23 protein-coding genes are annotated in these 25376 nt (G+C 67.8%); 10 read left to right on the top strand and 13 right to left on the bottom strand.

Going from position 1 to position 25376, the window contains the following annotated elements; all coding sequences use genetic code 11:
• Position 1 precedes the first annotated feature (1 nt).
• The 3 genes from OB895_RS00855 to ileS are packed head-to-tail and all read right to left on the bottom strand — an operon-like array spanning position 2 to position 5126.
• The gene (locus OB895_RS00855) at positions 2–415 is read right to left on the bottom strand and encodes a DUF4233 domain-containing protein (RefSeq protein WP_056377690.1); all 414 of its coding nucleotides are present in this window, start codon (positions 413–415) and stop codon (positions 2–4) included.
• Positions 412–1764, bottom strand: coding sequence for a bifunctional folylpolyglutamate synthase/dihydrofolate synthase (locus tag OB895_RS00850; protein ID WP_311878628.1), 1353 nt, complete (start codon positions 1762–1764; stop codon positions 412–414). Before OB895_RS00850 ends, OB895_RS00855 begins: the two co-directional genes overlap by 4 nt.
• Entirely contained in the window at positions 1761–5126 is a 3366-nt protein-coding gene (ileS, locus tag OB895_RS00845) for an isoleucine--tRNA ligase (RefSeq protein ID WP_311878627.1), read from the bottom strand. The genes OB895_RS00850 and ileS overlap by 4 nt, the downstream gene beginning before the upstream one ends.
• A gap of 300 nt (positions 5127–5426) precedes the next feature.
• Here ileS and OB895_RS00840 point away from each other — a divergent pair, with 300 nt between their 5' ends.
• A complete protein-coding gene (locus OB895_RS00840; protein ID WP_311878626.1) occupies positions 5427–6077 on the top strand; it encodes a pentapeptide repeat-containing protein in 651 nt (216 codons plus the stop codon).
• Here OB895_RS00840 and OB895_RS00835 read toward each other — a convergent pair.
• The 4 genes from OB895_RS00835 to OB895_RS00820 all read right to left on the bottom strand — a co-directional run bounded on the left by OB895_RS00835 (position 6067) and on the right by OB895_RS00820 (position 11036).
• Complete coding sequence (locus tag OB895_RS00835; protein ID WP_311878624.1) at positions 6067–7575, bottom strand: ATP-binding cassette domain-containing protein; 1509 nt, start codon at positions 7573–7575, stop codon at positions 6067–6069. The genes OB895_RS00840 and OB895_RS00835 overlap by 11 nt on opposite strands.
• Positions 7572–8384 carry an ABC transporter permease gene (locus tag OB895_RS00830; RefSeq protein WP_311878622.1) on the bottom strand — a complete coding sequence of 271 codons (813 nt, stop codon included), beginning with the start codon at positions 8382–8384 and terminating at the stop codon, positions 7572–7574. The genes OB895_RS00835 and OB895_RS00830 overlap by 4 nt, the downstream gene beginning before the upstream one ends.
• On the bottom strand, positions 8381–9322 hold the full coding sequence (locus OB895_RS00825; RefSeq protein ID WP_042540608.1) for an ABC transporter permease: 942 nt from the start codon (positions 9320–9322) through the stop codon (positions 8381–8383). The genes OB895_RS00830 and OB895_RS00825 overlap by 4 nt, the downstream gene beginning before the upstream one ends.
• Before the next feature lie 103 nt (positions 9323–9425).
• Complete coding sequence (locus OB895_RS00820; RefSeq protein WP_079113039.1) at positions 9426–11036, bottom strand: ABC transporter substrate-binding protein; 1611 nt, start codon at positions 11034–11036, stop codon at positions 9426–9428.
• A 156-nt stretch (positions 11037–11192) separates the two neighbouring features.
• On the opposite strand from OB895_RS00820, the gene OB895_RS00815 reads away from it, so the two are divergent.
• The 7 genes from OB895_RS00815 to OB895_RS00785 all read left to right on the top strand — a co-directional run bounded on the left by OB895_RS00815 (position 11193) and on the right by OB895_RS00785 (position 17204).
• Entirely contained in the window at positions 11193–11597 is a 405-nt protein-coding gene (locus OB895_RS00815; protein WP_042540612.1) for a YbaB/EbfC family nucleoid-associated protein, read from the top strand.
• A complete protein-coding gene (locus OB895_RS00810; RefSeq protein WP_042540614.1) occupies positions 11597–11890 on the top strand; it encodes a WXG100 family type VII secretion target in 294 nt (97 codons plus the stop codon). The genes OB895_RS00815 and OB895_RS00810 overlap by 1 nt, the downstream gene beginning before the upstream one ends.
• A 40-nt stretch (positions 11891–11930) precedes the next feature.
• On the top strand, positions 11931–12254 hold the full coding sequence (locus tag OB895_RS00805) for a hypothetical protein (RefSeq protein ID WP_079113041.1): 324 nt from the start codon (positions 11931–11933) through the stop codon (positions 12252–12254).
• A complete protein-coding gene (locus OB895_RS00800; RefSeq protein ID WP_079113042.1) occupies positions 12251–13822 on the top strand; it encodes a tryptophan--tRNA ligase in 1572 nt (523 codons plus the stop codon). Before OB895_RS00805 ends, OB895_RS00800 begins: the two co-directional genes overlap by 4 nt.
• A 1-nt stretch (position 13823) precedes the next feature.
• Positions 13824–14297: a hypothetical protein gene (locus OB895_RS00795; RefSeq protein WP_079113043.1), complete on the top strand. Its 474-nt coding sequence runs from the start codon at positions 13824–13826 to the stop codon at positions 14295–14297.
• A 97-nt stretch (positions 14298–14394) separates the two neighbouring features.
• Positions 14395–16989 carry a valine--tRNA ligase gene (gene valS / locus OB895_RS00790; protein ID WP_311878620.1) on the top strand — a complete coding sequence of 865 codons (2595 nt, stop codon included), beginning with the start codon at positions 14395–14397 and terminating at the stop codon, positions 16987–16989.
• Positions 16989–17204 carry a hypothetical protein gene (locus OB895_RS00785; protein WP_042540758.1) on the top strand — a complete coding sequence of 72 codons (216 nt, stop codon included), beginning with the start codon at positions 16989–16991 and terminating at the stop codon, positions 17202–17204. The genes valS and OB895_RS00785 overlap by 1 nt, the downstream gene beginning before the upstream one ends.
• A 67-nt stretch (positions 17205–17271) precedes the next feature.
• Here OB895_RS00785 and OB895_RS00780 read toward each other — a convergent pair whose 3' ends face one another.
• From OB895_RS00780 to tdh, 4 genes are all read right to left on the bottom strand, one after another.
• Entirely contained in the window at positions 17272–17490 is a 219-nt protein-coding gene (locus tag OB895_RS00780; RefSeq protein WP_042540759.1) for a hypothetical protein, read from the bottom strand.
• Positions 17487–18110, bottom strand: a complete 624-nt coding sequence (locus tag OB895_RS00775; protein WP_079113045.1) for an ArsR/SmtB family transcription factor — start codon at positions 18108–18110, stop codon at positions 17487–17489. Before OB895_RS00775 ends, OB895_RS00780 begins: the two co-directional genes overlap by 4 nt.
• 73 nt (positions 18111–18183) lie before the next feature.
• Positions 18184–19362, bottom strand: a complete 1179-nt coding sequence (locus OB895_RS00770) for a glycine C-acetyltransferase (RefSeq protein WP_042540761.1) — start codon at positions 19360–19362, stop codon at positions 18184–18186.
• Positions 19362–20405, bottom strand: a complete 1044-nt coding sequence (tdh, locus tag OB895_RS00765) for an L-threonine 3-dehydrogenase (protein WP_311878618.1) — start codon at positions 20403–20405, stop codon at positions 19362–19364. Before tdh ends, OB895_RS00770 begins: the two co-directional genes overlap by 1 nt.
• 81 nt (positions 20406–20486) lie before the next feature.
• Between tdh and OB895_RS00760 the strand changes: the two genes are divergently transcribed.
• The gene (locus OB895_RS00760; RefSeq protein WP_311878617.1) at positions 20487–21395 is read left to right on the top strand and encodes a LysR family transcriptional regulator; all 909 of its coding nucleotides are present in this window, start codon (positions 20487–20489) and stop codon (positions 21393–21395) included.
• On the top strand, positions 21392–23443 hold the full coding sequence (locus OB895_RS00755) for a M3 family metallopeptidase (RefSeq protein ID WP_311878616.1): 2052 nt from the start codon (positions 21392–21394) through the stop codon (positions 23441–23443). The genes OB895_RS00760 and OB895_RS00755 overlap by 4 nt, the downstream gene beginning before the upstream one ends.
• A gap of 25 nt (positions 23444–23468) precedes the next feature.
• On the opposite strand, the gene OB895_RS00750 is transcribed toward OB895_RS00755, so the two are convergent.
• Both OB895_RS00750 and clpX read right to left on the bottom strand, forming a co-directional pair.
• A complete protein-coding gene (locus OB895_RS00750; RefSeq protein WP_079113047.1) occupies positions 23469–24029 on the bottom strand; it encodes an NUDIX hydrolase in 561 nt (186 codons plus the stop codon).
• Positions 24026–25294 (bottom strand): ATP-dependent Clp protease ATP-binding subunit ClpX, encoded by a 1269-nt coding sequence (gene clpX, locus OB895_RS00745; RefSeq protein ID WP_042540765.1) that lies wholly within the window; start codon positions 25292–25294, stop codon positions 24026–24028. Before clpX ends, OB895_RS00750 begins: the two co-directional genes overlap by 4 nt.
• Between the last annotated feature and the right edge of the window lie 82 nt (positions 25295–25376).

Below are 25376 nucleotides of genomic sequence, written 5' to 3'. Positions count from 1 at the left end.
GTCATTCACTCTCTGTCTGAGTCTCGGTCGTGGGCCCGTCAGGACGTCGTGCGTCCAATCGGGCCCCCATGATCGTCGCATACCCCCACATGCCGCCGAAAACCACGACGACGAGCAGGATCGCGGGCACCAGGATAGCCGCCAGCGCGATGACGACCTGCAGGATCCACCCTGCGGTGATCGCCCAGGGCTTCGTGATCATCCCGGCGACGGCGATGCAGGCGAGTCCCACGACCGCGCCGCCGACGATCCCCCACCACTGCGGGATGCCGGCAGGCAGCGACTTCAGACCGAAGACCGTGAGGCCCGCGAGGAAGACGACGATCGACTCGAACCCGAGCACGATCGGCGCCAGCTTCTGTACGAGCGTGCGGGGCGGACGCGGAGGACGCGCAGACGGGGAGACGGCGGTCATGCGCGCCACCCGGACTTCCAGTCCTCTGCCTCGGCGAGGGCGATCGCCTCGCCGGCGAGCACGACCGACCCGGCGATCACGACGGCTCGGCGATCGGACGATGCCGCCCATTCCCGTGCGGCATCAGCAGCCTCAGCGAGGGTCGGATGGACGGTCGCACGCTGTCCCGTCGCCTCGACGAGGTCGGCGATGAGATCCGCGTCGCTCGCGCGGTCGGACTCCGGCGCGGTGGCGAAGACGTGCGCTGCTGCAGGTGCGAGCTTCGCGACGATGCCGGCGGCGTCCTTGTCGGCGAGCACACCCAGCACGACGCCCCACTCGTCGAAGTCGAAGCTGTCGTCCATCGCGAGAACGAGCGCGGCGGCGCCGTGCGGGTTGTGCGCGGCATCGACGATCACCGTCGGAGCGATCCCCAGCAGCTGGAGGCGTCCGGGCGAGGTCGCTCCCTGGAGCCCCTCGGAGATGATGTCGGCGGCGATCGGCTGCTCGCCGCCTCCGATCAGCGACTCCACGGCGGCGACCGCGAGGGCGGCGTTGTGCCCCTGGTGAGCACCGTACTGCGGCAGGTACTCCTCGACATAGGCGCCGGCGAGTCCGCGGATGGTCAACAGCTGTCCACCGACGGCGAGCTTCTGGTCGGCAAGCCCGAACTCCTCACCCTCGAACGCGATCGTGGCGTTCTTCTCGGCGGCGACGCGACGCAGCACTTCAGCGGCCTCTGCGGGCTGCTGCGCCGAGACGACGGCCGCGCCTTCCTTGATGATCCCCGCCTTGACCGTCGCGATCTCGGCGATCGTGCTTCCGAGACGATCCGCGTGGTCGATGTCGATGGGCGCGAAGACCGCCACGTCGCCGTCCGCCGTGTTGGTCGAGTCCCACTCGCCGCCCATGCCCACCTCGAGCACGAGCACGTCGACAGGGGCATCGGCCACGGCCACGAAGGCGAGCACGGTGAGCAGCTCGAAGAACGTGAGCGGCTCCTCCCCTGCGGCCTCGAGCTCGGCGTCGACGATCTCGACGAAGGGCTCGATCTCATCCCACGCGTCGGCGACAGCGGCATCCTCGATCGGCTCGCCGTCGATCATGATCCGCTCGGTGAAGCGCTCGAGATGAGGACTCGTGAACAGCCCGGTGCGCAGCCCGTGCGCCCGAAGCAGAGTCTCGATCATCCGAGCCGTCGACGTCTTGCCGTTGGTCCCCGTGATGTGCACGACGCGATAGGTGCGCTGCGGGTCGTCGAGGTAGGTGAGGATGCGCGCGGTGCGCTCCTTGCGCGGCTGCACCCAGCGCTCCCCCGCGCGGCTCAGCAGCGTCTCGTAGACGGCATCCGCCCTGTCACGTGCGCTCATGCGCTCGGCTCCTCGATGTTCGTGTCGATCGTGACGATGATCGGACGCTTGTCGGCGCCCAGCGCGGTCGCCCCGCTGCGGAACACGCCGCCTCCCGGGCTGGTGACGTCCTGCACGAGAGCGTTCATCTCGTCGGTGGCCTGCACAGCGAACGCCACAGCCAGGGTCTCCCCTGCGATCAGCTCCGCATGCGCCTGCAGCGCCTCGGCGTCCCCCGGGCTCACGTTGAGCGCGAGCACGATGCGATCGCTCACGTCGAGGTCAGCGTTCTTGCGGGCCTCCTGCACGACGCGGATCGCGTCGCGGGCGAGTCCCTCCGCTTCGAGCTCGGGTGTCGTCTGCGTATCGAGCAGCACGACGCCCCCCGTCGGCACGAGGGCGAGAGCCTCGCCCTCCGGACGACCGGCGGTCTCGAGCGCGAGCTCGTACTCCGACGGCTCGAGAGCGATACCGCCCGCGGTGACGACGCCGTCGCTCTCCGACCAGTCGCCTGCCTTCGCGGCTTTGATCACGGTCTGCACGTTCTTGCCGAGCCGCGGGCCGGCGGCACGCGCGTTGACGCTGAGCCGGTGGCTGATGCCGTAGTCCGCGGCAGTCGTCTCGGACTGCGGGACGAGCTCGACCGACTTGACGTTGAGCTCCTCGCGGAGGATGTCCTCGAACTGGCCGAGCGTCCCTGCCAGCGGTGACACGACCGTGAGGCGGGCGAGCGGCAGACGCACGCGCAGCTTCTCCTTCTTGCGCAACGCGTTGCCGACGCTCGAGAGCTCGCGGACGGCATCCATGGCATTCCGGATCTCGTCGGCGGCGGGGAACGCGGTGGCGTCAGGCCAGTCCTGCAGGTGCACGCTGCGTCCGCCTGTGAGCCCCTGCCAGACGCGCTCGCTGACGAGCGGCACGAGCGGAGCCGCGACGCGGGTCAGCGTCTCGAGCACGGTGTAGAGCGTGTCGAAGGCCTCGGTGTTCGAGCCCTCCCAGAACCGGTCGCGCGAGCGGCGGATGTACCAGTTGGTGAGGACCTCGGCGAAGTCGCGCAGACGAGCGGACGCCGTCGTCGAGTCGAGTCCCTCGAGGTCCGCCCGCACGTCGCGCACGAGGTCGCCGAGCCGAGCCAGGATGTACCTGTCGAGCACGTCGGTCGAGTCCGTGCGCCAGGTCGCCTCGTAGCCGCCCGGCTTGGCCGCGTTCGCATACGTCGCGAAGAAGTACCACGAGTTCCACAGCGGAAGCAGGAACTCGCGGACGCCCGAGCGGATGCCCTCTTCGGTGACCGCGAGGTTGCCACCGCGCAGCACGGAGCTCGACATGAGGAACCAGCGCATCGCGTCGGAGCCGTCGCGGTCGAGCACCTCGGAGACATCCGGATAGTTGCGCAGCGACTTCGACATCTTGTAGCCGTCGTTGCCCAGCACGATGCCGTGGCAGCTGACACCGGTGAAGGCCGGACGATCGAAGAGCGCGGTCGACAGCACATGCATGACGTAGAACCAGCCACGCGTCTGCCCGATGTACTCGACGATGAAGTCGGCGGGTGCGTGCGTGTCGAACCACTCCTGGTTCTCGAACGGATAGTGCACCTGCGCGTACGGCATCGAACCCGAGTCGAACCACACGTCGAACACGTCCTCGATGCGGCGCATCGTGCTCTTGCCGGTGGGGTCGTCGGGGTTCGGACGCGTGAGGTCGTCGATGTAGGGGCGGTGCAGGTCGATCTCGCCCTCGGGGTTGCGCGGCAGCGTGCCGAAGTCGCGCTCCATCTCTTCGAGAGAGCCGTATGCGTCGATGCGCGGGTACTCCGGGTCGTCGCTCTTCCAGATCGGGATCGGCGAGCCCCAGTAGCGGTTGCGGCTGATCGACCAGTCGCGCGCCCCCTCGAGCCACTTGCCGAACTGGCCGTGCTTGACGTTCTCGGGCACCCAGGTGATCTGCTCGTTGTTCGCGAGCAGGTCGTCCTTGATGTCGGTGACACGGATGAACCAGCTCGACACGGCCTTGTAGATCAGGGGGTTCCGGCAGCGCCAGCAGTGCGGGTACGAGTGCACGTAGCTCTGCTCGCGCAGCAGTCGTCCCTCGGCGCGGAGCAGACGGATGAGCGGCGTGTTCGCATCCATCCAGAGCTGGCCGGCGACGTCTGTGACGTTCGGCAGGAAGCGCCCGCCGTCGTCGAGCGACAGGATCGTCGGGATGCCGGCGGCACCGGCGACCCGCTGGTCGTCCTCACCGTAGGCCGGAGCCTGGTGGACGATGCCGGTGCCGTCGCTGACGGTGACGTAGTCGTCGACCAGGATGCGCCAGGCGTTCTCGGTGCCGTAGGTCTCGGCGTCGGCGTAGTAGTCGAAGAGTCGGTCGTAGGTGACGTCCTCCAGGTCGGCTCCTCGCACCGTCGCGTCGACAGCGGCGAGCGCGTCGTCGAGGCTCTCGTAGCCGAGGTCCTTGACGTAGCCGCCGAGCAGCTCGCGTGCGAGGAGGTAGCGATGAGAGGACGCCTCGACTGCGGCATCCGCCGTTCCGGCGATCTGGTGCACGTCCGCCGCTCCACCGGGACCTGCCGGGAGCACGACGTACTCGATGTCGGGTCCCACGGCGAGCGCGAGGTTGGTGGGGAGGGTCCAGGGCGTGGTCGTCCAGGCGAGCGCGCGCACGGCGGTGAGTCCGAGGGCCTCGGCCTTCGCGCCGGTCAGCGGGAACGTGACGGTGACCGACGGGTCCTGACGGTTCTGGTAGACGTCGTCGTCCATGCGCAGCTCGTGCGCCGACAGCGGGGTCTCATCGCGCCAGCAGTACGGCAGCACCCGGTAGCCCTCGTAGGCGAGCCCCTTGTCGAACAGCGTCTTGAACGCCCAGAGCACGCTCTCCATGTAGCCGAGGTCGAGCGTCTTGTACCCGCGCTCGAAGTCGACCCAGCGAGCCTGACGCGTGACGTAGTCCTGCCACTCGTGCGTGTACTTCAGCACCGAGTCCTTCGCTTTCGCGTTGAAGACGTCGATGCCCATCTCTTCGATCTGGCTCTTCTCGGTGATGCCGAGCTGCTTCATGGCCTCGAGCTCAGCGGGCAGACCGTGCGTGTCCCAGCCGAAGACGCGATCGACCTTCTTGCCGATCATGGTCTGGAAGCGGGGGAACACATCCTTGGCGTACCCGGTGAGCAGGTGCCCGTAGTGCGGCAGGCCGTTGGCGAACGGCGGGCCGTCGTAGAAGACCCACTCGTCGTTGCCCTCGCGCTGCTCGATCGAGGCGCGGAAGGTCTGGTCGGTCTCCCAGAAGTCGAGCACTTCGCGCTCGATCTGGGGGAACCGAGGGCTCGGTGCGACGGAGGCAGCCTGGTCGGCGGCGGGGCCGAAGGAGGAACGCGGGTAGGTCATGTCGTCTCGCAGGAGTCGTGGCGGATGCTGCTGCGAGGACGATCCGTCCGGAATCTCATCCCGGGGAACCGCGGTACCACCTCGCGTGCTGCGCCTCACGGCGGAGCCACTCTCACTGCGGCTGTGACGGGCCTGCCCCGCTCGGTTCTACTGAGTCGACCCGTGCGAGCCCGACCGTTCTTCCGAGAGCTCCCCGGTGATGTCCGGATCGATGCTCGTGTCTCCATTGTACGCGCGGCGGCGGGGGTGCGCCTCCTGAGCACTCTGGGCGCTGTCGCACCCACCCCCTACCCTCGAAGCATGGCCCGCTCCCCCGAATCCCCCGTGGCTCCCCGCGTCTCGGCGCCCGACCTTCCGCGGGAGTTCACGCCCGCCGCAGCACATCGCAGCGCCGATCTGATCGCAGCGAGTCTCGATCTCGAGGGCACGGTCGACCTCGCCCATGCCTCGCTCGAGCAGTGCACGGTCGCCGCCGATGCCGACGCGGTCGACCTGACAGGTGCCACGCTCATCGACGTCGACCTCACCGGCGTGCGGATCGCATCGCTCAAGATGCGGGATGCGAGCATCCGCCGCGTGCGCATCAGTGGGGGCCGCATCGGCACGCTCGATCTGAGCAGCGCTCGCATCGACGAGCTGCTGCTCAGCGACGTGCGCATCGATTATCTCAATCTCGGGGCGGCGAAGGCCACCGACATCGAGGTCCGCGACTGTGGCATCCGCACCCTCGACATGCCTCAGGCCGAACTCACGCGCGTGGGCTTCACCGGCAGTCGTTCTGACGAGGTCGACACCCGGGCGATGCGGGCCAGGCACGTCGACCTCCGCGGACTCGACGCCTCTGCGTTCCTCGATGCGAACAGCCTGCGAGGCACGACGCTCACCGGTTTCCAGGTGCAGCAGCTCGCGCCGCTGCTCGCGGCGGGGATCGGCATCCAGGTCATGGACTGACGGGCCGGTTCGCCTCGAGCAGCTCCCGGGTGAACGGATGCTGCGGCGCGGCGAACACGTCGGTGACCGCTCCCTGCTCGACGATCACGCCGTCCTGCATCACGAGCACCTCGTCGGCCACCGCGCCGACGACATCGAGGTCGTGCGACACGAAGATCATCGTCAGCTCCCGTTCGCGCTGGAGGCGCAGCAGGAGCTGCAGCACCTTCTCACGCACCGAAGGGTCGAGAGCCGATACCGGCTCGTCGAGAACCAGCACCTCGGGCTCTGCGGCGAGCGCCCGCGCGATCGCCGCGCGCTGACGCTGCCCGCCCGACAGGGCGATGGGTCTGCGGCTCGCGAGCGTCGGGTCGAGATCGACCTCGGCGAGAAGCTCCACCACTCGAGCCGCTCGCTGCTGACGAGGCACACCCCCGGCGGCGAGCGCCTCTCTCAGCGATCTCCCGATCGTCCATCGCGGGTCGAAGGCACCGAGAGGATTCTGGTGCACGAGCTGCACCCGGTGCTGTCCGATCCACCGCAGGCCTCCGTCGTCCGCATCCTCGACGCCCACGATCATGCGCGCCAGCGTCGTCTTGCCCGATCCCGATTCCCCGACGATGCCGAGTGTGCGTCCGGCGGCCACGGAGAACGACGCGTTCTGCACCGCGACGAGATCGCCGAACGCCTTCGTGACCCCGGCGGCGACGAGCACGGGCTCGGCCGTGCCTTCACGCTCTGCGCGAGGCTCGTGGATCGTGGCGGCGATGAGCTGACGGGTGTACTCGTGCTGCGGCTTCTCGAGCACCTCATCGACGGGCCCTGACTCGACGACGATGCCGTTGCGCATCACCAGCACCCGATCCGCGATTCTGCGCACGGCCGCGAAGTCGTGACTGATGAACACGATGGCGGTGCCCGCATCGGCGATGTCTCGCAACAGCCCGAGGATCCTCGCCTGCACGGTGGCATCGAGCGCAGTGGTCGGCTCGTCGGCGACGAGGACTGCGGGTTCGGCCGCGATGGCCGAGGCGATCAGCGCTCTCTGCCGGAGCCCTCCGGAGAGCTGATGCGGATACTGGCGTGCCCGCCGGGCAGCGTCGGGCATCCAGACCCGGTGCAGCAGGTCCTGCACCTTTTCGCGCAACGCGGCCCGCCCGGTCGCGAGTCCGTGCAGACGAAGCGGCTCGGCGATCTCCGAGCCCACTCGCTGCAGCGGGTCGAGAGACACCAGCGCATCCTGCGAGACGAGTCCGATGCGGGCGCCGCGGAGGGCCCGCCACCCGCGCTCGCCGAGACGGGCGGCGTCCGTCCCGTCGACGACGAGTCGATCGAACGCCACGTGAGCACCCTGCGGAGCGAGTCCCAGCAGAGCCCTCGCCGTCAGGGTCTTGCCGGCTCCGGACTCTCCCACGATCGCCACGCATTCACCTCGCTCGACCGACAGCGACACACCGCTCACCACGGGCGTCCCTCCGAAGTCGACGCGCAGGCCGACGAGTTCGAGCGCGGCGGTCACGGCGTCAGCCCCTCTGCTCTGGCTCGCAGCACACGACCGACGATCGTGGCCGAGATGACGGTGACCGTGATCGCGATGCCGGGGAAGACGGCGATCCACCAGGCCTGACCGAGCACGTTGCGTCCGCCGGCGAGCATCAGTCCCCATTCCGGCGTCGGCTCCGATGGGCCGAGACCGAGGAAGCTGAGTCCGGCCGCGCCGAGGATGCTCGATCCGATGCCGATCGTCGCCAGGACGCTGAGCGACCCGAGCACGCCGGGCACGACGTGCCTCACGAAGGCGGGCGCAGGGCGCACCCCGAGGATGCGGGCGGCCTCGACATGCTCTGCGCCGCGCAGCGTGCGCGTCTGCACGCGCGCAAGGCGGATGTAGACGGGCACGGCGGCGAGGGTGACGGCGATCGCGATGTTCACAGGACCCGGCCCCAGCACCGCCACCACCACGAGCGCGACCAGGAACTCGGGGAACGCCATCAGCACGTCGTTCACCCGCATGAGTGCGGCGTCGACGCCCCGGGGAGCGAGCCCGGCCAGAGACCCGACGATGAGTCCGACCGCGAGGGCGACGCCCGTGGCGAGCAGTCCGATGCCGATCGAGCGCCCGGCTCCGTAGACCACCCGTGAGAAGACATCGCGCCCGCTCTGGTCGGTGCCGAAGAGGTGGTCGGCGCTCGGCGGCAGCAGCGAAGCCCGCACGTCCGTCTGCAGGGGATCGTGCGTGGCGAGCACCCCGGGGAACACCGCGGTGAAGGCGAGCACGAGAAGCACCGCCGTGGCGCCCCACAGCAGCACGGCCTGCGCTCGCCTCACCGCACGCCTCCTCGGTCGATGCGCAGACGAGGATCGATGAGCGGATGCAGCAGCTCGACCACGAGATTCACGACCACGAAGACGAGGGCACTGAGCAGGATGATGCCCGTGATGACCGGCAGATCACGATTGGTGATGGCGGCGAGAGTCACCCGACCGAGACCTGCTCTGGCGAACACCGTCTCGACGAGGACCGCTCCTCCGAGCACGGATCCGGTCAGGTACGCGGCGAGCGTCACCGCATTCGCCGCGCCGTGCCTGAGGCCGTGCCGCAGAGTGAACCAGGACGCGCTCGCACCCCGCGCGCGCACGGTCTCGGCGAACGGCATCCGCTCGGCCTGTGCGAGGCCGTCTCGCAGCACCTGGCTGAGCAGAGCAGCCACCGGCAGGGCGAGCGTGATAGCCGGCAGCACGATCGTCGCCGGGTTGCGTGCACCGGACACGGGGAACCAGCCGAGTCCGAACGCGAAGACGCTGAGCAGGATCAGGCCGATCCAGAAGACGGGTGAGGAGAGGATGACGAGTTCGACTGCCGCAGCGACGGTGCGTCCGGCGCGCCCTCGCACGAGCAGCGCGACGGCGAAGGCGAGCACCACGGCCATGAGCAGCGCCAGCGCGGAGAGCTGCAGCGTGGAACCCAGCTGGCGGCCGATGACCTCGACCACCGGCATCCGCAGCTGATACGACTCGCCGAGGTCTCCTCGCGCGAGCTGCCCGATGAACGTGACGTACTGCTCGAGTGGAGGACGGTCGAGTCCCAGTTCCGCGCGGATGCCGTCTTTGACCTCATCGCTCACCTGCGCCTGGGGCCCGAGCATGACGGAGACCGGATCGCCCGGGATCACCCGGAACGCGAGGAACACCAGCGTCGCCGCACCCCAGAGGACGATCACGACGGATGCCGCGAGTCCGGCGACCCGGGTGAGCGCTGCCTTCACCGTTGACGCCCTCTCGACGGATCCTGAGCGCCCCTCGGCTCACGGCGCGCGCTCACGAACGATATCGCAGTGCGCGAGCGAGGGGCGCTCGATGATTCGGGTGTCAGCCGACGCTCACGTCGTAGAACAGCGGACGACCGTAGAGGTCGTACGCGAGCCCGTCCACCCGCTCGCCGACAGCCGTGATCGCCGACGGGCTGTAGAGCGGGACGATCGCGGTGTAGTCGGCGTTCCACTCCTGCAGCTGGGTGTAGATCTCGTTGCGCTGATCCTGATCGTTCGACGCAACGGCCTGCTCGAGCAGCGCATCGATCTCGGGATCGGTGACCTGCGAGGCGTTCTGGAACCCCTCGGTGTGCAGGTGCGCGCGGAGGAAGTCCGGGTCCACGCCCGAGAATCCCCAGTCGGTGAGGTCGAAGGTCTTCGGCTCGTACTGCTCGTTGTAGGCGCCGGGCTCGAGCGTCTCGCGGACGACCTCGAAGCCGATGGTCTTGAGATCCGACTGGATGGCGTTCGCGAGAGCGGCGCGGTCGTCGGGGACCGGAGTCCATGCGATCCACCGCGCAGAGAGGCGCTCGCCGTCCTTCATGCGGATGCCGTCGGAGTCGCGCTCCGTCCATCCGGCCTCGTCGAGAAGCGTGTTCGCCGCGTCCGCGTCGAACGGTCGGGCGCCCTCCAGCGAAGCATCGTAACCGGGAGTCGTGGAGCCCAGCACGCTCCAGGCGCGGGGGAACTGTCCGAAGAAGATCTCCTCGACGGCCGCGTCGACATCGATGCCCAACGCGAACGCCTGGCGCACCTTCTCGTCGGCGAAGACGCCGTACTTCTCGTTGAGGTACAGGGAGTAGGGCAGGCCCGGGTATTCGATCGAATCGACCGTGATGCCGTCGCCGAGGTCACCCGCGAGGTTCGGCGGGATGTTGCTCGCGAGGTCGGCCTCGCCGCTCTCGATGACGCCCGTGCGCACGGATGCCTCGGGCTGGATCTCGACCCGCAGCGTCTCGACCTTCGGTGCCTTCTCGCCGTGCGGCCCCCAGGCGTAGTCGTCGTTGCGCGTGTAGACGATCTCCTGATCGGGTGTGTACTCGGTCAGTTCGAACGGTCCTGTTCCGACGGTGATCCCCGGGCCGCCCGCCTTGAGCTGGTCCGCGGACTCCTCCAGCACGGCCGGCGAGTAGAAGCCGAGCTGCGGCGTGCTCGTCGCCTGAAGGAACGGCGCATACGGCTGGGTGAAGCTCACCTTCACCGTGTGCTCGTCGACGACCTCGGTGCCCTCGTAGAAGTCGGCCCCCATCATGCTGGCCGCCTGCGCGGATTCCGTCTCGGGATCGACGATGCGATCGAAGTTCGCCTTGACGGCCTCGGCGTCGAACGGCTCGCCATCGGTGAAGGTGACGTCGTCACGCAGGACGAAGGTGTACTCGGTGCTGTCGTCGGACACCGTCCACTCCTTGGCCAGCCAGGGGGTGAACGAGCCGTCATCCTCCTGGAAGACCAGGGAGTCGAGCACCGCGCGCTGCACCATGCCCGAGACGTCGAGCTGACTCACCTGCGGGTCCATGTGCCCCGCTGAGAGGTTCGCACCCTCGATCGACCAGACGAGCTCACCGCCGTCGGACTCGGACGAGGGCGCAGCGCAGGAGCTGAGCAGGAGTGCGCTCACGGCGACGGTCGCGCCGAGCGGGATGGCACGGCGCAGGAAGGAGATTGGCATGCTGTTCCTCGGGAGGGAATGCGGGAGATGACGCGGATGCATCAGTTCTTGGACTCGATCCAATTCTAGATCCTCCGCGGTGACGCGGGCGTCGTGGGACCTTCAGACCGTCATCGCTCCCTCATATACTGCGATGACACCGGAGGAGGGGGAACAGTGTCGTCCGAAGAACTCGCTGACACGATCGCCGCAGTGAACGCGAAGATCGATGCCCAGATCGCGCAGTCCCGACAGCTGGCCCAGGAGTCGGCCAGACTCGAGACGGAGGCGTCGCAGACCATGGCGACGGTCACGTCGGCGGACGGCCGAGTGACCATCACCGCGCGGCCGACCGGGGCCATCGAGTCGGTGAGACTGCAGTCGGGCGCGGCCGCAGATCTGGCATCCCTCGGCGTCACGATCACCGAGACGATCGCGAGGGCGCAGCGGGTCGCGGCGGAGAGGGTGCTCGTCTCGATGGAGCAGACCCTCGGGGCCGACTCCCCTCTCGTGGCCGCGGTGCGCCAGGATGTCGACACCGCGTTCCCGCAGGTCGGCGGCAGCACGATCGAGTACCGCTGATGGGCGTCATCGAGGTCAATCCGGCGCAGGTGGCGAAGGCCGCCAAGGCCATCAGCGTCGCGTCACGCAACATCGATGCCGCCCTGGAGGAGCTCGCCGCGCACGCGACGATTCTGCGTCGCTCGTGGTCGGGAGACGCGCAATCGGCGTTCGACGCCGCACAGGAGCGATTCGACGGCAACATGCGTGAGCGAACCGGGCTCGTCATGGCCGTGTCCGATCTGCTCGGCGAACTCGCGACCCAGTACTCGGACGCCGACCTCGCCGGTCAGCGCGTCCTCGGCGGCAGCTGACGTCGGACAGACATCACATCATCGGGGGGAACCGATCATCATGACCGCATCCAATCAGCAGATCGTGATCGACGAGGACGAGCTCCGCGCGCACGTGCGGGCGCTCACCGCAGCGGCCGAGCTGCTCGGCTCCGCCGCCGCGACAGCCGCCGGAGGTGTGGGGCAGTCGGCGTTCGGCGCGATGTGCGGCCCCTTACTCGGGCCCGCGGTCGACGCGCTCGCGGATGCCTCCGAGTCGACGCTCGCTGCCGCGACGACTCTCGCCGACGCGACGGCGACCGGCCTCAAGGGGATCGTCGATGCCTTCGGCGCGATCGAAGACGGCGCCGTCACCTCGTTCCGCGCCATCGAGGGAGAGCTGTGAGCGCCGTCGCAAGCATCAGCAGCCAGGTGCGCACCGGTTCGTGGGCGGCGGGAGCACCCGGGTACAACGCCTCGCAGGCCGACTGCGCGAGCATCCCCGGCATCGCCGGCATGCTCATGCAGTACATCGCCCCGCTGCGGGAGTGGTTCGACGATCTCCTCGGCGACCCCGGCACCGTCGGCGGGTTCGCCTCGCGCTGGGAGGGCGCAGAGAGCTCGCTCCGCCGAGTGGTCGAGACGCTCCGCGATGCCGAGCCCCGGCTGGCCGAGCTCGACGGCCGCACGGTCCGCGCGCTGCGGGCCCGGTACGGCGACCTGCTGTCCGTCGCCGAGGACGCCGCCCAGTGGACCGGAGCCACGGCGAGCGCGGTGCGCCTGGTCAGCCAGATCATCGAGTCGACACGAGTGCTGATCTGCGACTTCCTCGGTCGCCTGAGCCGCTTCGCCGACGATCTGTTCCGCTTCAGCCTCAATCCCCTGCAGAAGCTCGAGGACATCCAGCGGTTCGCCGAGTCCGCAGCCGAGTTCGTCAGCACCGCCGGCGCGCTGGTCAAGAGTCTCACCGGCGCCGTCGTGTCTCTTGCGCAGCTCCTCTACAAGCTCGTGCCGCTCGTCGGCGACGCGCTGGCCACCCTCCGCGATGTCCTCGCCGACATGCTGCCGCTGGTCGGCGGACTCACCGGCGGGCCGCTCGGACTGGTGTTCGGCAACGTCCTCCACGACTTCTTGACCGGTGACGCGCGGGTCCGCGAGATCGATCCGTCGACGTTGAACGAGGATCAACTGGCCGCATGGAACGACGCTCACGAGGTCACCTCGCTCGACTCGCTGTCGGATCTCGTGTCGGTGAACGGCACGACCGACGCGATGGGCGGGGAGAGCTCCACGGCGATCGACATCAAAGAGGTCGTCGGTCCCGACGGCTCGACGCACTGGGTCGTGTCGCTCCCGTCGACACAGGCCTGGGAGTTCGGCCCCTCGAGCGGCGCGATGAACGACCGGGACAACAACCTCGCGCTGATGCTCGACAACCCGCTCTTCCGCACTCAGTACGAGCGCGCGGTGCTGGATGCGATGCAGCAGGCGGGGATCCCTGCGGGATCCGACGTCGTGCTGACCGGCTTCAGCCAGGGCGGCATCATGGCGGCGAACCTCGCCGCGGACTCGTCCTTCCCGTACAACCCGATCGGGGTCGTGACCAACGGCTCCCCCGTCGACAACTTCCACGTGCCGCCGAACGTGCCGGTCTACGCGTTCCAGCACGCGACAGACGTCGTGCCGATGCTGGATGGGAGCCTCGTCGGCGTTCCCGGGCTGCCGGGCCAGTCCCCGTTCGACATCCCGAACACCCCGGTGACCGTGCTCCCGCCGAACATCCACCAGATCACGCTCCCGGACCCGGATGGGGCGCACGGGTTCGGAGCACACAACAACCCGAAGTATGCGACGTCCGTGGCAGAGTGGGAAGCTGCCTATCGCGATGCCAACGGCGGAACGGATCCTTGGGACCTCGCCGGTCTCGGCGGCACAGTGGTCGATCACCAGGTATACCAAGGAGTGGAACGCTGATATGAGCATCACCGGCCGTGCGCGAGCCACTCGGGGAGCTGTCGCACTCGCGCTCGCGGCGATGATGCTCGCACTGAGCGGGTGCGGCCCGCTTCTGAAGGAGACCTCCGACGGGGACTTCGCCGAGACGATTCCCGCAGCGCTGATGGATTCAGAGATCGGCGTCACCGATGCCTACGCTGCGAAGACGATCTCCGGGTTCACCTTTTATCTGAGCGTGGGCGTCGATCTCGACCACGAAGACGCCTCCGCCGACGATCTGGCGGGCATCCTGAGGATCGTCCTCGAGCACAACGACGTGCCCAGCGACGAGATCGACCTCGGCGTCGACGGAAGTGATGGCGAATCGATCGACCTCGAGGCGTTGGTGCGGAGCATCTCGCCCGACCTGGAGATCGCGTCGAGCACCTACGGCGACATCCAGGTGACGAACGACCAGGCAGCCGCGATCGTCGAGGCCGTCTGGGGCGAGTGAGGGGCTCCCCTCCGGTTCGGGGCGATTAGACTGTGGGGCACAACCCACACTCAGGCACGCTCACACAGTGCCGCATACATCGCTCGAGGAGACCTCCATGTCCGTGATTCCCGACAAGCCCGTACTCGAAGGTCTCGAAGCGAAGTGGGGTGAGTCGTGGTCCGAGCAGGGCACCTACCTGTTCGACCGACTCCGCGCCGCACAGTCCGGCCGCGAGGGTGTGTACTCGATCGACACTCCCCCGCCGACCGCATCCGGCAGCCTGCACATCGGCCACGTGTTCTCGTACACGCACACCGACGTCAAGGCGCGCTTCGAGCGCATGCGCGGCAAGAACGTGTTCTACCCGATGGGCTGGGACGACAACGGCCTTCCCACCGAGCGTCGGGTGCAGAACTACTACGGCGTGCGCTGCGACCCCTCGCTTCCCTACCAGGACGACTTCACGCCGCCGTTCGAGGGCGGCGACAACAAGTCCAGCCGCGCCGCCGACCAGGTGCCGATCAGCCGACGCAACTTCATCGAGCTCTGCGAGCGTCTGACGATCGAAGACGAGAAGCAGTTCGAGGCGCTGTTCCGCCAGCTCGGCCTCTCGGTCGACTGGACCCAGACGTACCGCACGATCTCGGACGACACCATCCGCCAGAGCCAGCTCGCGTTCCTGCGCAACCTCGAGCGCGGCGAGGCCTACCAGTCGCTCGCACCGACCCTGTGGGACATCGACTTCCGCTCGGCGATCGCGCAGGCCGAACTCGAGGATCGCGACCAGCAGGCCGCTTATCACACCATCGATTTCCCCTTCGCCGACGGATCCGGCTCGATCACGATCGAGACCACCCGCCCCGAGCTGCTGCCGGCGTGCATCGCGATCGTGACCCACCCCGAGGGACCGCACAAGCACCTGATCGGCACGAAGGTGCGCACGCCGTTCTTCGGCGCCGAGATCGAGATCCACGGACACCACCTCGCACAGCCCGACAAGGGCACGGGAGCCGCGATGGTCTGCACCTTCGGCGACGTGACCGACATCATCTGGTGGCGTGAGCTGCGCACAGCCGCGGGCGACCACCTCCCGAACATGACGACGATCGGTCTCGACGGCCGGTTCCTCCCGACCGCCCCGTCGATCGTGGCCGACGCTGAGGCCATCGACTGGTACCAGGCCGAGCTCGCCGGCAAGACGGTGTTCTCGGCCCGCAAGGCCATCGTCGAGAAGCTGCAGGAGACCGGCGACATGACGGCGGTCGGCAAGCCGTTCAACCACGCGGTGAAGTTCTTCGAGAAGGGCGACCGCCCGCTCGAGATCGTCTCGACCCGCCAGTGGTACATCCGCAACGGCGCGCGTGACGCGAAGCTGCGCGACGAGCTGCTCGAGCGCGGCACCCAGCTGACGTGGCACCCGGACTTCATGCGCGTGCGCTACGAGAACTGGGTCGGCGGCCTGACCGGCGACTGGCTCGTGTCACGCCAGCGCTTCTTCGGCGTGCCGATCCCGCTCTGGTACGGACTCGATGAGAACGGCGAGCGCGACTACGACCGGGTGATCGCTCCCGACCACGCGAGCCTTCCCATCGACCCGACGACCGACGTCCCCGCGGGCTACACCGAGGACCAGCGCGGTGCGGCCGGCGGATTCGAGGCCGAAGCCGACATCCTCGACACCTGGGCGACCTCGTCGCTCACTCCGCAGCTCGCCGGCGGATGGCAGCGCGACGAGGAGCTGTGGCAGCTCACCGCTCCGTTCGACCTGCGCCCCCAGGGGCAGGACATCATCCGCACCTGGCTCTTCTCGACCATGCTGCGCTCGACTCTCGAGGACTCCCGATCGCCGTGGCGCAACGCCGCGATCTCGGGCTTCATCGTCGACCCCGACCGCAAGAAGATGTCGAAGTCCAAGGGCAACGTGGTGACTCCGGCGGACATCCTCGAGACCCACGGATCGGATGCGGTGCGCTATTGGGCCGCTTCGAGCCGCCTGGGCATGGATGCCGCCTTCGACCCGCAGAACCCGACGCAGGTCAAGATCGGCCGCCGTCTGGCGATCAAGGTGCTGAACGCCGCGAAGTTCGTGCTGTCGTTCCCCGTACCGGAGGGCGCTCAGGTCACCCACGCGCTCGATGCATCGATGCTCACCGGCCTGGACGCCGTGATCGAGGAGGCGACGAAGGCGTTCGAGAACTACGACCAGGCCAAGGCGCTCGAAGTGACCGAGGCGTTCTTCTGGACGTTCTGCGACGACTACCTCGAGCTCGTCAAGGAGCGCGCCTACAACCAGAACGACGTGGGTCAGGCATCCGCCGCCCTCGCGCTGCGTCTGGCACTGTCGACGCTCCTGCGCCTGCTCGCCCCGATCATCTCGTTCGCGACCGAAGAGGTGTGGTCGTGGTTCGAAGAAGGCTCGGTGCACACCGCGGCCTGGCCTGAGACACTCGGCATCGAAGGCGACACGGCCGTGCTGTCGGCCGCGAGCGAGGCGCTGATCGGCATCCGCCGCGCCAAGACCGAGGCCAAGGCATCGCAGAAGACTCCGGTCTCCCGCGCCGCGATCGCCGCTCCCGCCGCCAAGCTCGAGGCGCTCCGCGCCGCGGCCGACGACCTCCGGGCAGTGGGACGCATCGCCGAACTCGAGTTCACCGAGACCGGCGAGTTCGCGGTCACCGCGATCGAGCTCGCGCCGGTCGAGGGCGCCTGATGCAGCTGGGCACGAGGTGGGCCACCGGTTCCGAGCCACCGGCATCCGTTCCCGCCGCGCTCCGGCCGGCGATCGCCGAGGTCGAATCGCGCGGTCTCTCCGGGCACTGGACGCTCACGTGGCTCGAAGGCCGCGCGATCGCAGAGCTCGATGCGGGCTGGGAGGTCTTCCAGACCGGGTCCGGCGATGTGGTCGCCCGACCCTTCGAGGACTGAGCGGTCTCTGCTGACGAAGCCCCCTGTCCGCGTCTGCGGCAGGGGGCTTCGCCGTGATCAGAACGCCTCAGCGCCGAGGGAGCCCGATCTGCGCGAGCATGTGCTCGACCGCGCGAGGATCCTGTCGCCTGGTCTGCTGCTCTCGCAGGAGATCGAGAGCGAGGGCCCGCTTCTGAGCGCGGCGAGTGATGCGTCGCTCGACGAAGACCGTGAGGAGATCAGCAAGGCCGAGGAGCTTCCGCTCCGCCTGTGTCGGGGCGACGAGGCGGATGGTCGCGCTGGTCATGATTCCTCCTCGTTCGAGTCAGCGGCACCGGCGAGCACCGGCCCGGTCGCCGGAAGGTCGAAGAGCTCGGTGCGCATCGACACCCGGCGCACGTCCGGCCCGGTCTGGCCGCGATATCGCCCGACGGCACCCTCGATGACTCCCATGAGCTCGTCCTTGAGGTCCTCCATCTGCGAGGGGGTCATCTCGAGGAGGGTTGTGGCGATCAGCCCCGCGTCCTTCCAGCCTTCCGGCACCTCTGTGTCCGGCCGGTTGACGTAGGACATCAGGGTCTCGTGCCGCAGGCGGAAGAACTCCGACGACACGATCTGCGCCGCTGCCCGGTTGGCGGGCGACATGCTCTGGCTCGGACCGGGGATGTCGATGCGCCCCTCAGGCAGCTCCCACCAGCGCTCGCGCGCTGTGCCTCGCCCCTCGACCTCGTGGATCAGGTCATGTGCCGAGAGAGTGCGCAGATGGTAGCTGGTGGACCCGGAGGTCTCCCCCAGCATCGATGCGAGCGAACTCGCCGTCTGCGGCCCATGTGCGCTGAGCAGATCGAAAATCCGCACACGCAGCGGGTGAGCCAGGGCCTTGAGCGCCCCGGAATCGAGTCGTCGCAACTGCTCTTCGTCTGCCATGCATGCAAAGATACTCTTGCAAAGACTTCTTTGCAAACATTCTTTTGCAAAGCAATCTTTGTCTGCTCGCCTCTCAGCTCACGACGGCTCGCGCGGCGACGAAGGCAGCCACGCATCTTTCGATCTGCTCGGGCGTATGCGCCGCCGAGAGCTGTACGCGGATCCGCGCCAGCCCGCGAGGAACGACGGGGAAGCTGAACGCGGTCACGTAGATGCCCTGCGCCTGCATCTCCGTCGCGATGCGCGCTGTGAGAGCCGCGTCGCCGAACATCACGGGGACGATCGGATGCTCTCCCGGCAGCAGATCGAAACCCTCCGCCGTCATCCGCTCACGGAACAGTGCCGCGTTGTCGCGCAGACGCGCACGGAGATCGGCCGAACCCTCGACGAGATCGAGCGCGGTGAGGGTTCCGGCGACGATGGCGGGGGCGAGCGTGTTCGAGAACAGATACGGACGCGAACGCTGACGCAGCAGGGCGACGACGTCGGCGTGCGAGGCGACGTAGCCACCGGATGCTCCGCCCAGCGCCTTCCCGAACGTGCCCGTATAGATGTCGACACGATCGGCGACACCGCAGAGTTCCGGCGTTCCTCGTCCGTTCTCCCCTACGAAGCCGACCGCGTGCGAGTCGTCGACGAACACCAGGGCGTCGTGGCGATCCGCGAGGTCGCAGATCTCGGCGAGCGGCGCGATGTAGCCGTCCATCGAGAACACGCCGTCGGTGACGATCACCCGGAAGCGTGCATCGGATGCCGCCTGCAGCTGCGCTTCGAGATCCGCCATGTCACGATTGCGGTAGCGAAGCCGACGCGCCTTCGAGAGACGGATCCCGTCGATGATCGACGCGTGATTGAGTTCGTCCGAGATGATCGCGTCCTCAGCACTGAAGAGCGTCTCGAACACTCCTCCGTTCGCGTCGAAGCATGACGAGAAGAGGATCGAGTCGTCGGTGCCGAGGAATCCCGCGAGTCGTCGCTCGAGCTCCAGATGCTGTTCCTGCGTACCGCAGATGAAGCGGACGCTGGCGAGCCCGTAGCCCCACTCCTGCAGTGCCGCAGTGGCGGCATCCAGGATCCGCGGGTCGTCGGCGAGACCGAGGTAGTTGTTCGCGCAGAAATTGAGCACCTCTGCGCCGTCGGCGGTGATCTCGGCGTTCTGCGGCCCGCGGATGCCTCGTTCGTGCTTCGTGAGGCCCGCGGCCTCGATCCCGGCGAGCTCGTCAGCCACATGCTTCTGGAATGTCCCGTACATCACAGCTCCGTCCAATCGAGGATGATCTTTCCCGTGCCGGCGGACTCGGCCGCGGCAAAGCCCTGTTCCCAGTTCCTTGCGGGGATCACATCCGCGATCACCCGTCCGATCGAGTCGCGCAGCGTCGCACTCGTCTGCAGCATGGCACCCATCGCGTTCCACGTCTCGAACATCTCGCGTCCGTAGATCCCCTTGATCGTGAGCATGTGCGTGACGAGTTTGCCCCAGTCGATCTCGAATCCGGTGCTGGGCAGTCCGAGCATCGCGATCCGGCCGCCGTGGTTCATGTTGTCGATCATCGCCGGGAGCGCCGACGCCGCGCCGCTCATCTCGAAGCCGATGTCGAATCCCTCGCGCAGACCGAGCGCCTGCTGGGCATCTCGGATCTCGCGGGCCGAGACGTCGACGACCTCGTCCGCGCCCATGAGACGCGCCATCTCGAGGCGAGGCGCGCTCATATCCGTCGCCGCGATGAAGCGGGCTCCGGCGTGCCGAGCGACGGCGATCGCCATGAGGCCGATCGGACCGCACCCTGTCACGAGCACATCCTCGCCCACGAGCGGGAACGTGAGCGCCGTGTGCACGGCGTTGCCGAGAGGATCGAAGATCGCGCCGAGCTCCGGCGCCACGTCGGCGTGATGCACCCAGACGTTCACGGCGGGCAACGCCAGGAACTCGGCGAAGGCGCCGTCGCGTTGCAGTCCGAGGCCGATCGTACGGATGCACATCTGGCGGCGTCCTGCGCGGCAATTGCGGCACGTGCCGCACACGATGTGCCCCTCGCCCGACACTCGATCGCCCACAGCGATGTCGTGGACGAGCGGACCGACCTCGACGACCTCGCCGTAGAACTCGTGACCGGGGATGAGTGGGGCATCGATGGCGGATGCAGCCCAGTCGTCCCAGCGACGGATATGCAGGTCGGTGCCGCAGATCCCCGTGCGCAGCACGCGGATCACGACTTCGTCGGGCGCCGCAGTGGGCTCGGGACGATCCACGAGCTCGAGTCCGGCGGCGCGTTCGGCTTTGAACAATGCCTTCATATGTCGATCTGATCGCATTCGACCATGTAGAACAATCGGCAAGTTCTGCATAGACCCTGTAGCAAACACTAATCTGACTGGATGGAACTCCATCAGCTGCAGATCCTGAGAGAGCTCGGCGCTCTGGGGAGCGTCACCGCCGTCGCCGAGACGCTCAACGTCACCCCGTCTGCCGTGTCACAGCATCTGGCAGCCCTGCAACGGAGCTTCCGCACACCGCTCACGCGCAAAGACGGCCGTCGCCTCACGTTGACCGCAGCCGGGCAGGCCCTTGCGGCAGCGGGCGCCGAGGCGATAGACGCGATGGCCGCAGCGCGCAGCGCGCTGGACGACTTCGAGAACGACAGCACCGGCGTGGTCACGATCAGCGGATTCCACAGCGTCGGGCAGGCGCTCTTCGGGTCGCTAATCCGTGAACTCGACGACTCCCCCGCGCCGCCGACCGTGCAGCTCACCGACGAGGACGTGGCGCAGAGCGAGTTCCCCGCTCTCGCAGCCCGGTACGACCTCGTGCTCGCGCACCGCATGGAGCATTCGCCGCCGTGGCCGACCGACGGGGTGCGCAGCCTGGCGCTCGTCCGAGAACCGCTGGACGTCGCCGTCTCGTCTTCCCACCCTCTCGCCACCCGCGCGCAGGTGACGTCCTTCGACGTCATCGACAGCCCTTGGGTCACGAGTCGCATCGGATACTCGCCCGACGATGTGCTGCGCGCCGTCTCAGCCGTCGCCGGGCGTCCCGTCGAGATCCGCCACCGGATCAACGACTACGGTGCGGTCGCGGCGGTCATCGCCGCGGGCGGGGTCCTCGGGATGCTGCCGCGCTATACGTCCCGCACCGTCGACGACCGTGACATCGTGCGGCTTCCGCTGCGGGGAGTCAGCACCCACCGGATGATCGACGTGCTCGCCAGGCCGGAGAACCTGAGACGACAATCCGTGCGCGTCGTCATCGACGCCCTGCAGCGGGTGATGGCTAGGCTCAGAGGATGACCGACGCCTCGAACCCTCTGCTTCAGCCGTCTGCACTCCCCTACGAGCTCCCCGATTTCGCGGCGATCACGCCCGAGCACTACCTGCCCGCGTTCCAGGCGGCGTTCGACGAGCATCTCCAGGAGATCTCTCGGATCACCATGGTGCGATCGATGCCCACCTTCGAGAACACGATCGAGGCGCTGGAGCGCTCCGGAGAACTGCTCGACCGCGTCGCACACACCTTCTACACCGTCACATCGGCCGACGCGACGCCCGAGATCCAGAAGATCGACGAGCAGCTCGCTCCGCTCATGGCGGCGCATCAGGATGCCATCACTCTCGACGGGGCGCTGTACTGGCGCGTCCAACAGGTGCATGCGCGCCTGGATGACCTCGAGCTCGACGATGAGCAGCGGTACCTCGTCGAGCGGCACCATCGCGAGATGACCCACGCAGGTGCGGCCCTCGACGACGACGCGAAGAGCCGGCTCACCGCACTGAATCAGCAGCTGTCGACGCTGAGCAACACCTTCGAGCGCAACCTGCTCAACGACACGAACGATCTCGCCGTGGTGTTCGACTCCTCCGACGAACTCGACGGTCTCAGCAGTGGGGAGCTCTCCGCCGCAGCTCGTGCGGCGAGCGATCGAGGCCTCGACGGACGGTTCGTCATCACTCTCCCGTTGTTCACCGGGCATCCGTATCTCGCTCAGCTCCGCGACCGCGAGTCCCGCCGCCGCATCATGGCGGCCTCACGGTCACGGGCGTCCCGCCCCAACGCGAACGACAACCGGCCGGTGCTCACGGAGATCGTCCGCCTGCGCGCCGAGCGCGCAGCGCTGCTGGGCTACGACTCGCATGCCGCCTACGTCACCGCAGACGAGACGGCCGGCAGCCCTGCGGCTGTAGAGCGGATGCTGCGCGAGCTCGCCGCGCCGTCTGCGCGGAACGCCCGTGCAGAGCGCGAAACCCTGCAGTCGATCGTCGACGAGACGGAGGCCGCACCCTTCACGGTCGAGGCGCACGACTGGGCGTTCTACACCGAGAAGGTGCGCACTGCCCGCTATGCGATCGACACGAGCGCGCTGCGCCCGTGGTTCGAGGCCGAATGGGTGCTCCATGACGGGGTGTTCTTCGCGGCCACACAGCTCTACGGGGTGACGTTCGCAGAGCGGCACGACCTCCGGGCCTACCACCCGGGTGCTCGCGTGTTCGAGGTCAGCGATGCCGACGGCAGCGCGGTGGGCCTGTACGTGCTCGACCTCTACACGCGCGACTCGAAGCGCGGTGGCGCGTGGATGAATCCCATCGTCAGCCAGTCGCGCCTCCGAGGGACGCTGCCCGTCGTCGTCAACAACCTCAATGTCCCGCTTCCGGGTGACGGTGAGCCGACCCTGCTGACGCTCGACGAGGTGACGACGCTGTTCCACGAGTTCGGGCACGCACTGCACGGTCTGTTCGCCGTCGTCACCTACCCGCACTTCGCCGGCACGAACGTCTTCCGCGACTTCGTCGAGTTCCCGAGCCAGGTCAACGAGATGTGGATCCTCTGGCCCGAGGTCCTCGACAACTACGCACGTCACTACGAGACCGGCGAAGCGCTCGACCTCGCGATCGTCGAACGCCTTCGCGCCACCGAGACGTTCGATCAGGGTCACGCGACGAGCGAGTACCTCGCGGCAGCGTGGCTCGATCAGGCGTGGCACCGCATGGATACGAGGGCCGTCGTCGACGACGTCGCCGAGTTCGAGGCGGCCGCGCTCGCCGACATCGGACTCGACGATCCCGTCGTGCCGACCCGCTACTCGTCGACCTACTTCGCGCACGTCTTCTCGGGCGGATACAGCGCCGGCTACTACTCCTACATCTGGAGCGAGGTGCTCGACGCCGACACGGTCGACTGGTTCCGTGAGAACGGCGGACTCACGCGCGAGAACGGCGACCGGTTCCGCGCCCGTCTCCTCGGCGTGGGTGGCTCCAAGGATCCGCTCGACGCATACCGCGACTTCCGCGGCCGGGATGCCGAGATCGCGCCGCTGCTGAAGCGCCGCGGCCTCGAAGCATGAGAGAGCCGCGCGCCGCCTCCTGACGTCAGCGGTCGAGACGCTCCATCGCCGAGCGGTCGAGACGCTCCATCGCCTTGTACCAGGTGAGCTGATGGTAGCTCTGCGAGAGATGCTCGCCGAGGGTGTCGAGAGGGACTGTGTGCACGGCGATCGCCTCGCTGTCATCGAGCGACTGCTCGGCGACGCGCACGCAGCCTCGGGCGAGGAAGTGATGCACCCGGTTGGTGTGGTTGCCGAAGTTGGCCCAGGTGGCTCCGAGACCGATCATCTCCTCGGCCTCGTACCCGGTCTCCTCGCGCAGCTCTCTGACCGCGGCTGCGTCCGGCGATTCGCCAGCCTCCACGCCGCCGCCGATCGTGCCGACCGCGACGATCCCGGCTCCGTGTCGGTACTCTTCGACGACGATCGCGTGTCCCTCTCGGTCGAGGGCCAGCACCGAGATCCAGTCCCCGTATTCAAGCACGTAGTACGGCGCGATGGTCCGCTGACGCTCATCGACGCAGTCGTCCGCGCGCACGCTGATCCAGCGATCGGCATGCACCAGCTCGCTGCCGACCACTCGCCAGGGCGAGGGAGCCGAACTCATGCGCTCTTGCGCTTGCGCTCCATCACGATCGTCGGCGCAGCGCCCTCGTCGACGGCCGCCTGGGTGACGATGACCTTCGCCACGTCTTCGGCCGAGGGGATCTCGAACATGATCGGCCCGAGCACGTCTTCGAGGATCGCACGGAGTCCACGAGCGCCGGTCTTGCGTTCGACGGCGAGGTCGGCGATCGAGCGCAGCGCCTCTGTTTCGAACTCGAGCTGAACGCCGTCGAGCTCGAACATGCGCTGGTACTGCTTGACGAGTGCGTTGCGAGGTCCCGTGAGAATGTCGATGAGCGCACTCTGGTCGAGCGGCGAGACCGAGGTCACGACGGGAAGACGACCGATGAACTCGGGGATCAGACCGAACTTGTGCAGGTCTTCCGGCAGTACCTCGCTGAAGAGATCGAGATCCTTGCCCTTGTCGTGCAGCGGGGCGCCGAAGCCGATGCCATGCTTGCCGACGCGTGCCGACACGATGTCCTCGAGGCCGGCGAACGCGCCCGCGACGATGAACAGCACGTTCGACGTGTCGATCTGGAGGAACTCCTGGTGGGGGTGCTTGCGCCCGCCCTGAGGAGGCACCGATGCCACAGTGCCCTCGATGATCTTCAGGAGAGCCTGCTGCACGCCCTCGCCAGAGACATCGCGGGTGATCGACGGGTTCTCGGCCTTGCGGGCGATCTTGTCGACCTCGTCGATGTAGATGATGCCCTGCTCCGCGCGCTTGACGTCGTAGTCGGCGGCCTGGATGAGCTTGAGGAGGATGTTCTCGACGTCTTCACCGACGTAGCCGGCTTCGGTGAGCGCTGTGGCGTCTGCGACGGCGAAGGGCACGTTCAGTCGCTTCGCGAGCGTCTGCGCCAGGTAGGTCTTGCCGCAGCCCGTCGGGCCGATGAGCAGGATGTTGCTCTTCGCGATCTCGACGCTCTCGGCCTTCTGCTCGGCTGTCTGAAGGGTGCCGTGCGCACGGATTCGCTTGTAGTGGTTGTACACCGCGACGGCCAGAGCCTTCTTCGCGGGCTCCTGCCCGACGACGTACTCCTCGAGGAATGAGAAGATCTCACGCGGCTTGGGCAGTTCGAAGTCCGCCGTGCCGTCGGCGGAGGACTCCGCCATCCGCTCCTCGATGATCTCGTTGCACAGCTCGACGCACTCGTCGCAGATGTACACACCGGGTCCTGCGATGAGCTGCTGCACCTGCTTCTGACTCTTTCCGCAGAATGAGCACTTGAACAGGTCAGCGCTTTCGCCGATACGGGCCATGCGCGTCCTCCTAGGGGGATCCTGAGATCGTCTACTGAGCCTAACCGCTGCATCCGACACCGGGACGCATTGGCGCGGGGTC

The sequence above is a fragment of the Microbacterium forte genome (assembly GCF_031885415.1).
Taxonomy (GTDB): domain Bacteria; phylum Actinomycetota; class Actinomycetes; order Actinomycetales; family Microbacteriaceae; genus Microbacterium; species Microbacterium forte.
The sequence above is the reverse complement of the archived record's forward strand: the minus strand, read 5'-3'. Positions and strand labels throughout refer to the sequence as shown.

Coding starts and splice junctions, on each gene's coding strand:
- OB895_RS00840 (WP_311878626.1), top strand. CDS start 5,427: ATGGCCCGCTCCCCCGAATCCCCCGTGGCTCCCCGCGTCTCGGCGCCC.
- clpX (WP_042540765.1), bottom strand. CDS start 25,294: ATGGCCCGTATCGGCGAAAGCGCTGACCTGTTCAAGTGCTCATTCTGC.
- OB895_RS00770 (WP_042540761.1), bottom strand. CDS start 19,362: ATGTACGGGACATTCCAGAAGCATGTGGCTGACGAGCTCGCCGGGATC.
- OB895_RS00795 (WP_079113043.1), top strand. CDS start 13,824: ATGAGCATCACCGGCCGTGCGCGAGCCACTCGGGGAGCTGTCGCACTC.
- OB895_RS00785 (WP_042540758.1), top strand. CDS start 16,989: ATGCAGCTGGGCACGAGGTGGGCCACCGGTTCCGAGCCACCGGCATCC.
- ileS (WP_311878627.1), bottom strand. CDS start 5,126: ATGACCTACCCGCGTTCCTCCTTCGGCCCCGCCGCCGACCAGGCTGCC.
- tdh (WP_311878618.1), bottom strand. CDS start 20,405: ATGAAGGCATTGTTCAAAGCCGAACGCGCCGCCGGACTCGAGCTCGTG.
- OB895_RS00750 (WP_079113047.1), bottom strand. CDS start 24,029: ATGAGTTCGGCTCCCTCGCCCTGGCGAGTGGTCGGCAGCGAGCTGGTG.
- OB895_RS00820 (WP_079113039.1), bottom strand. CDS start 11,036: ATGCCAATCTCCTTCCTGCGCCGTGCCATCCCGCTCGGCGCGACCGTC.
- valS (WP_311878620.1), top strand. CDS start 14,395: ATGTCCGTGATTCCCGACAAGCCCGTACTCGAAGGTCTCGAAGCGAAG.
- OB895_RS00755 (WP_311878616.1), top strand. CDS start 21,392: ATGACCGACGCCTCGAACCCTCTGCTTCAGCCGTCTGCACTCCCCTAC.
- OB895_RS00810 (WP_042540614.1), top strand. CDS start 11,597: ATGGGCGTCATCGAGGTCAATCCGGCGCAGGTGGCGAAGGCCGCCAAG.
- OB895_RS00850 (WP_311878628.1), bottom strand. CDS start 1,764: ATGAGCGCACGTGACAGGGCGGATGCCGTCTACGAGACGCTGCTGAGC.
- OB895_RS00780 (WP_042540759.1), bottom strand. CDS start 17,490: ATGACCAGCGCGACCATCCGCCTCGTCGCCCCGACACAGGCGGAGCGG.
- OB895_RS00775 (WP_079113045.1), bottom strand. CDS start 18,110: ATGGCAGACGAAGAGCAGTTGCGACGACTCGATTCCGGGGCGCTCAAG.
- OB895_RS00805 (WP_079113041.1), top strand. CDS start 11,931: ATGACCGCATCCAATCAGCAGATCGTGATCGACGAGGACGAGCTCCGC.
- OB895_RS00760 (WP_311878617.1), top strand. CDS start 20,487: ATGGAACTCCATCAGCTGCAGATCCTGAGAGAGCTCGGCGCTCTGGGG.
- OB895_RS00855 (WP_056377690.1), bottom strand. CDS start 415: ATGACCGCCGTCTCCCCGTCTGCGCGTCCTCCGCGTCCGCCCCGCACG.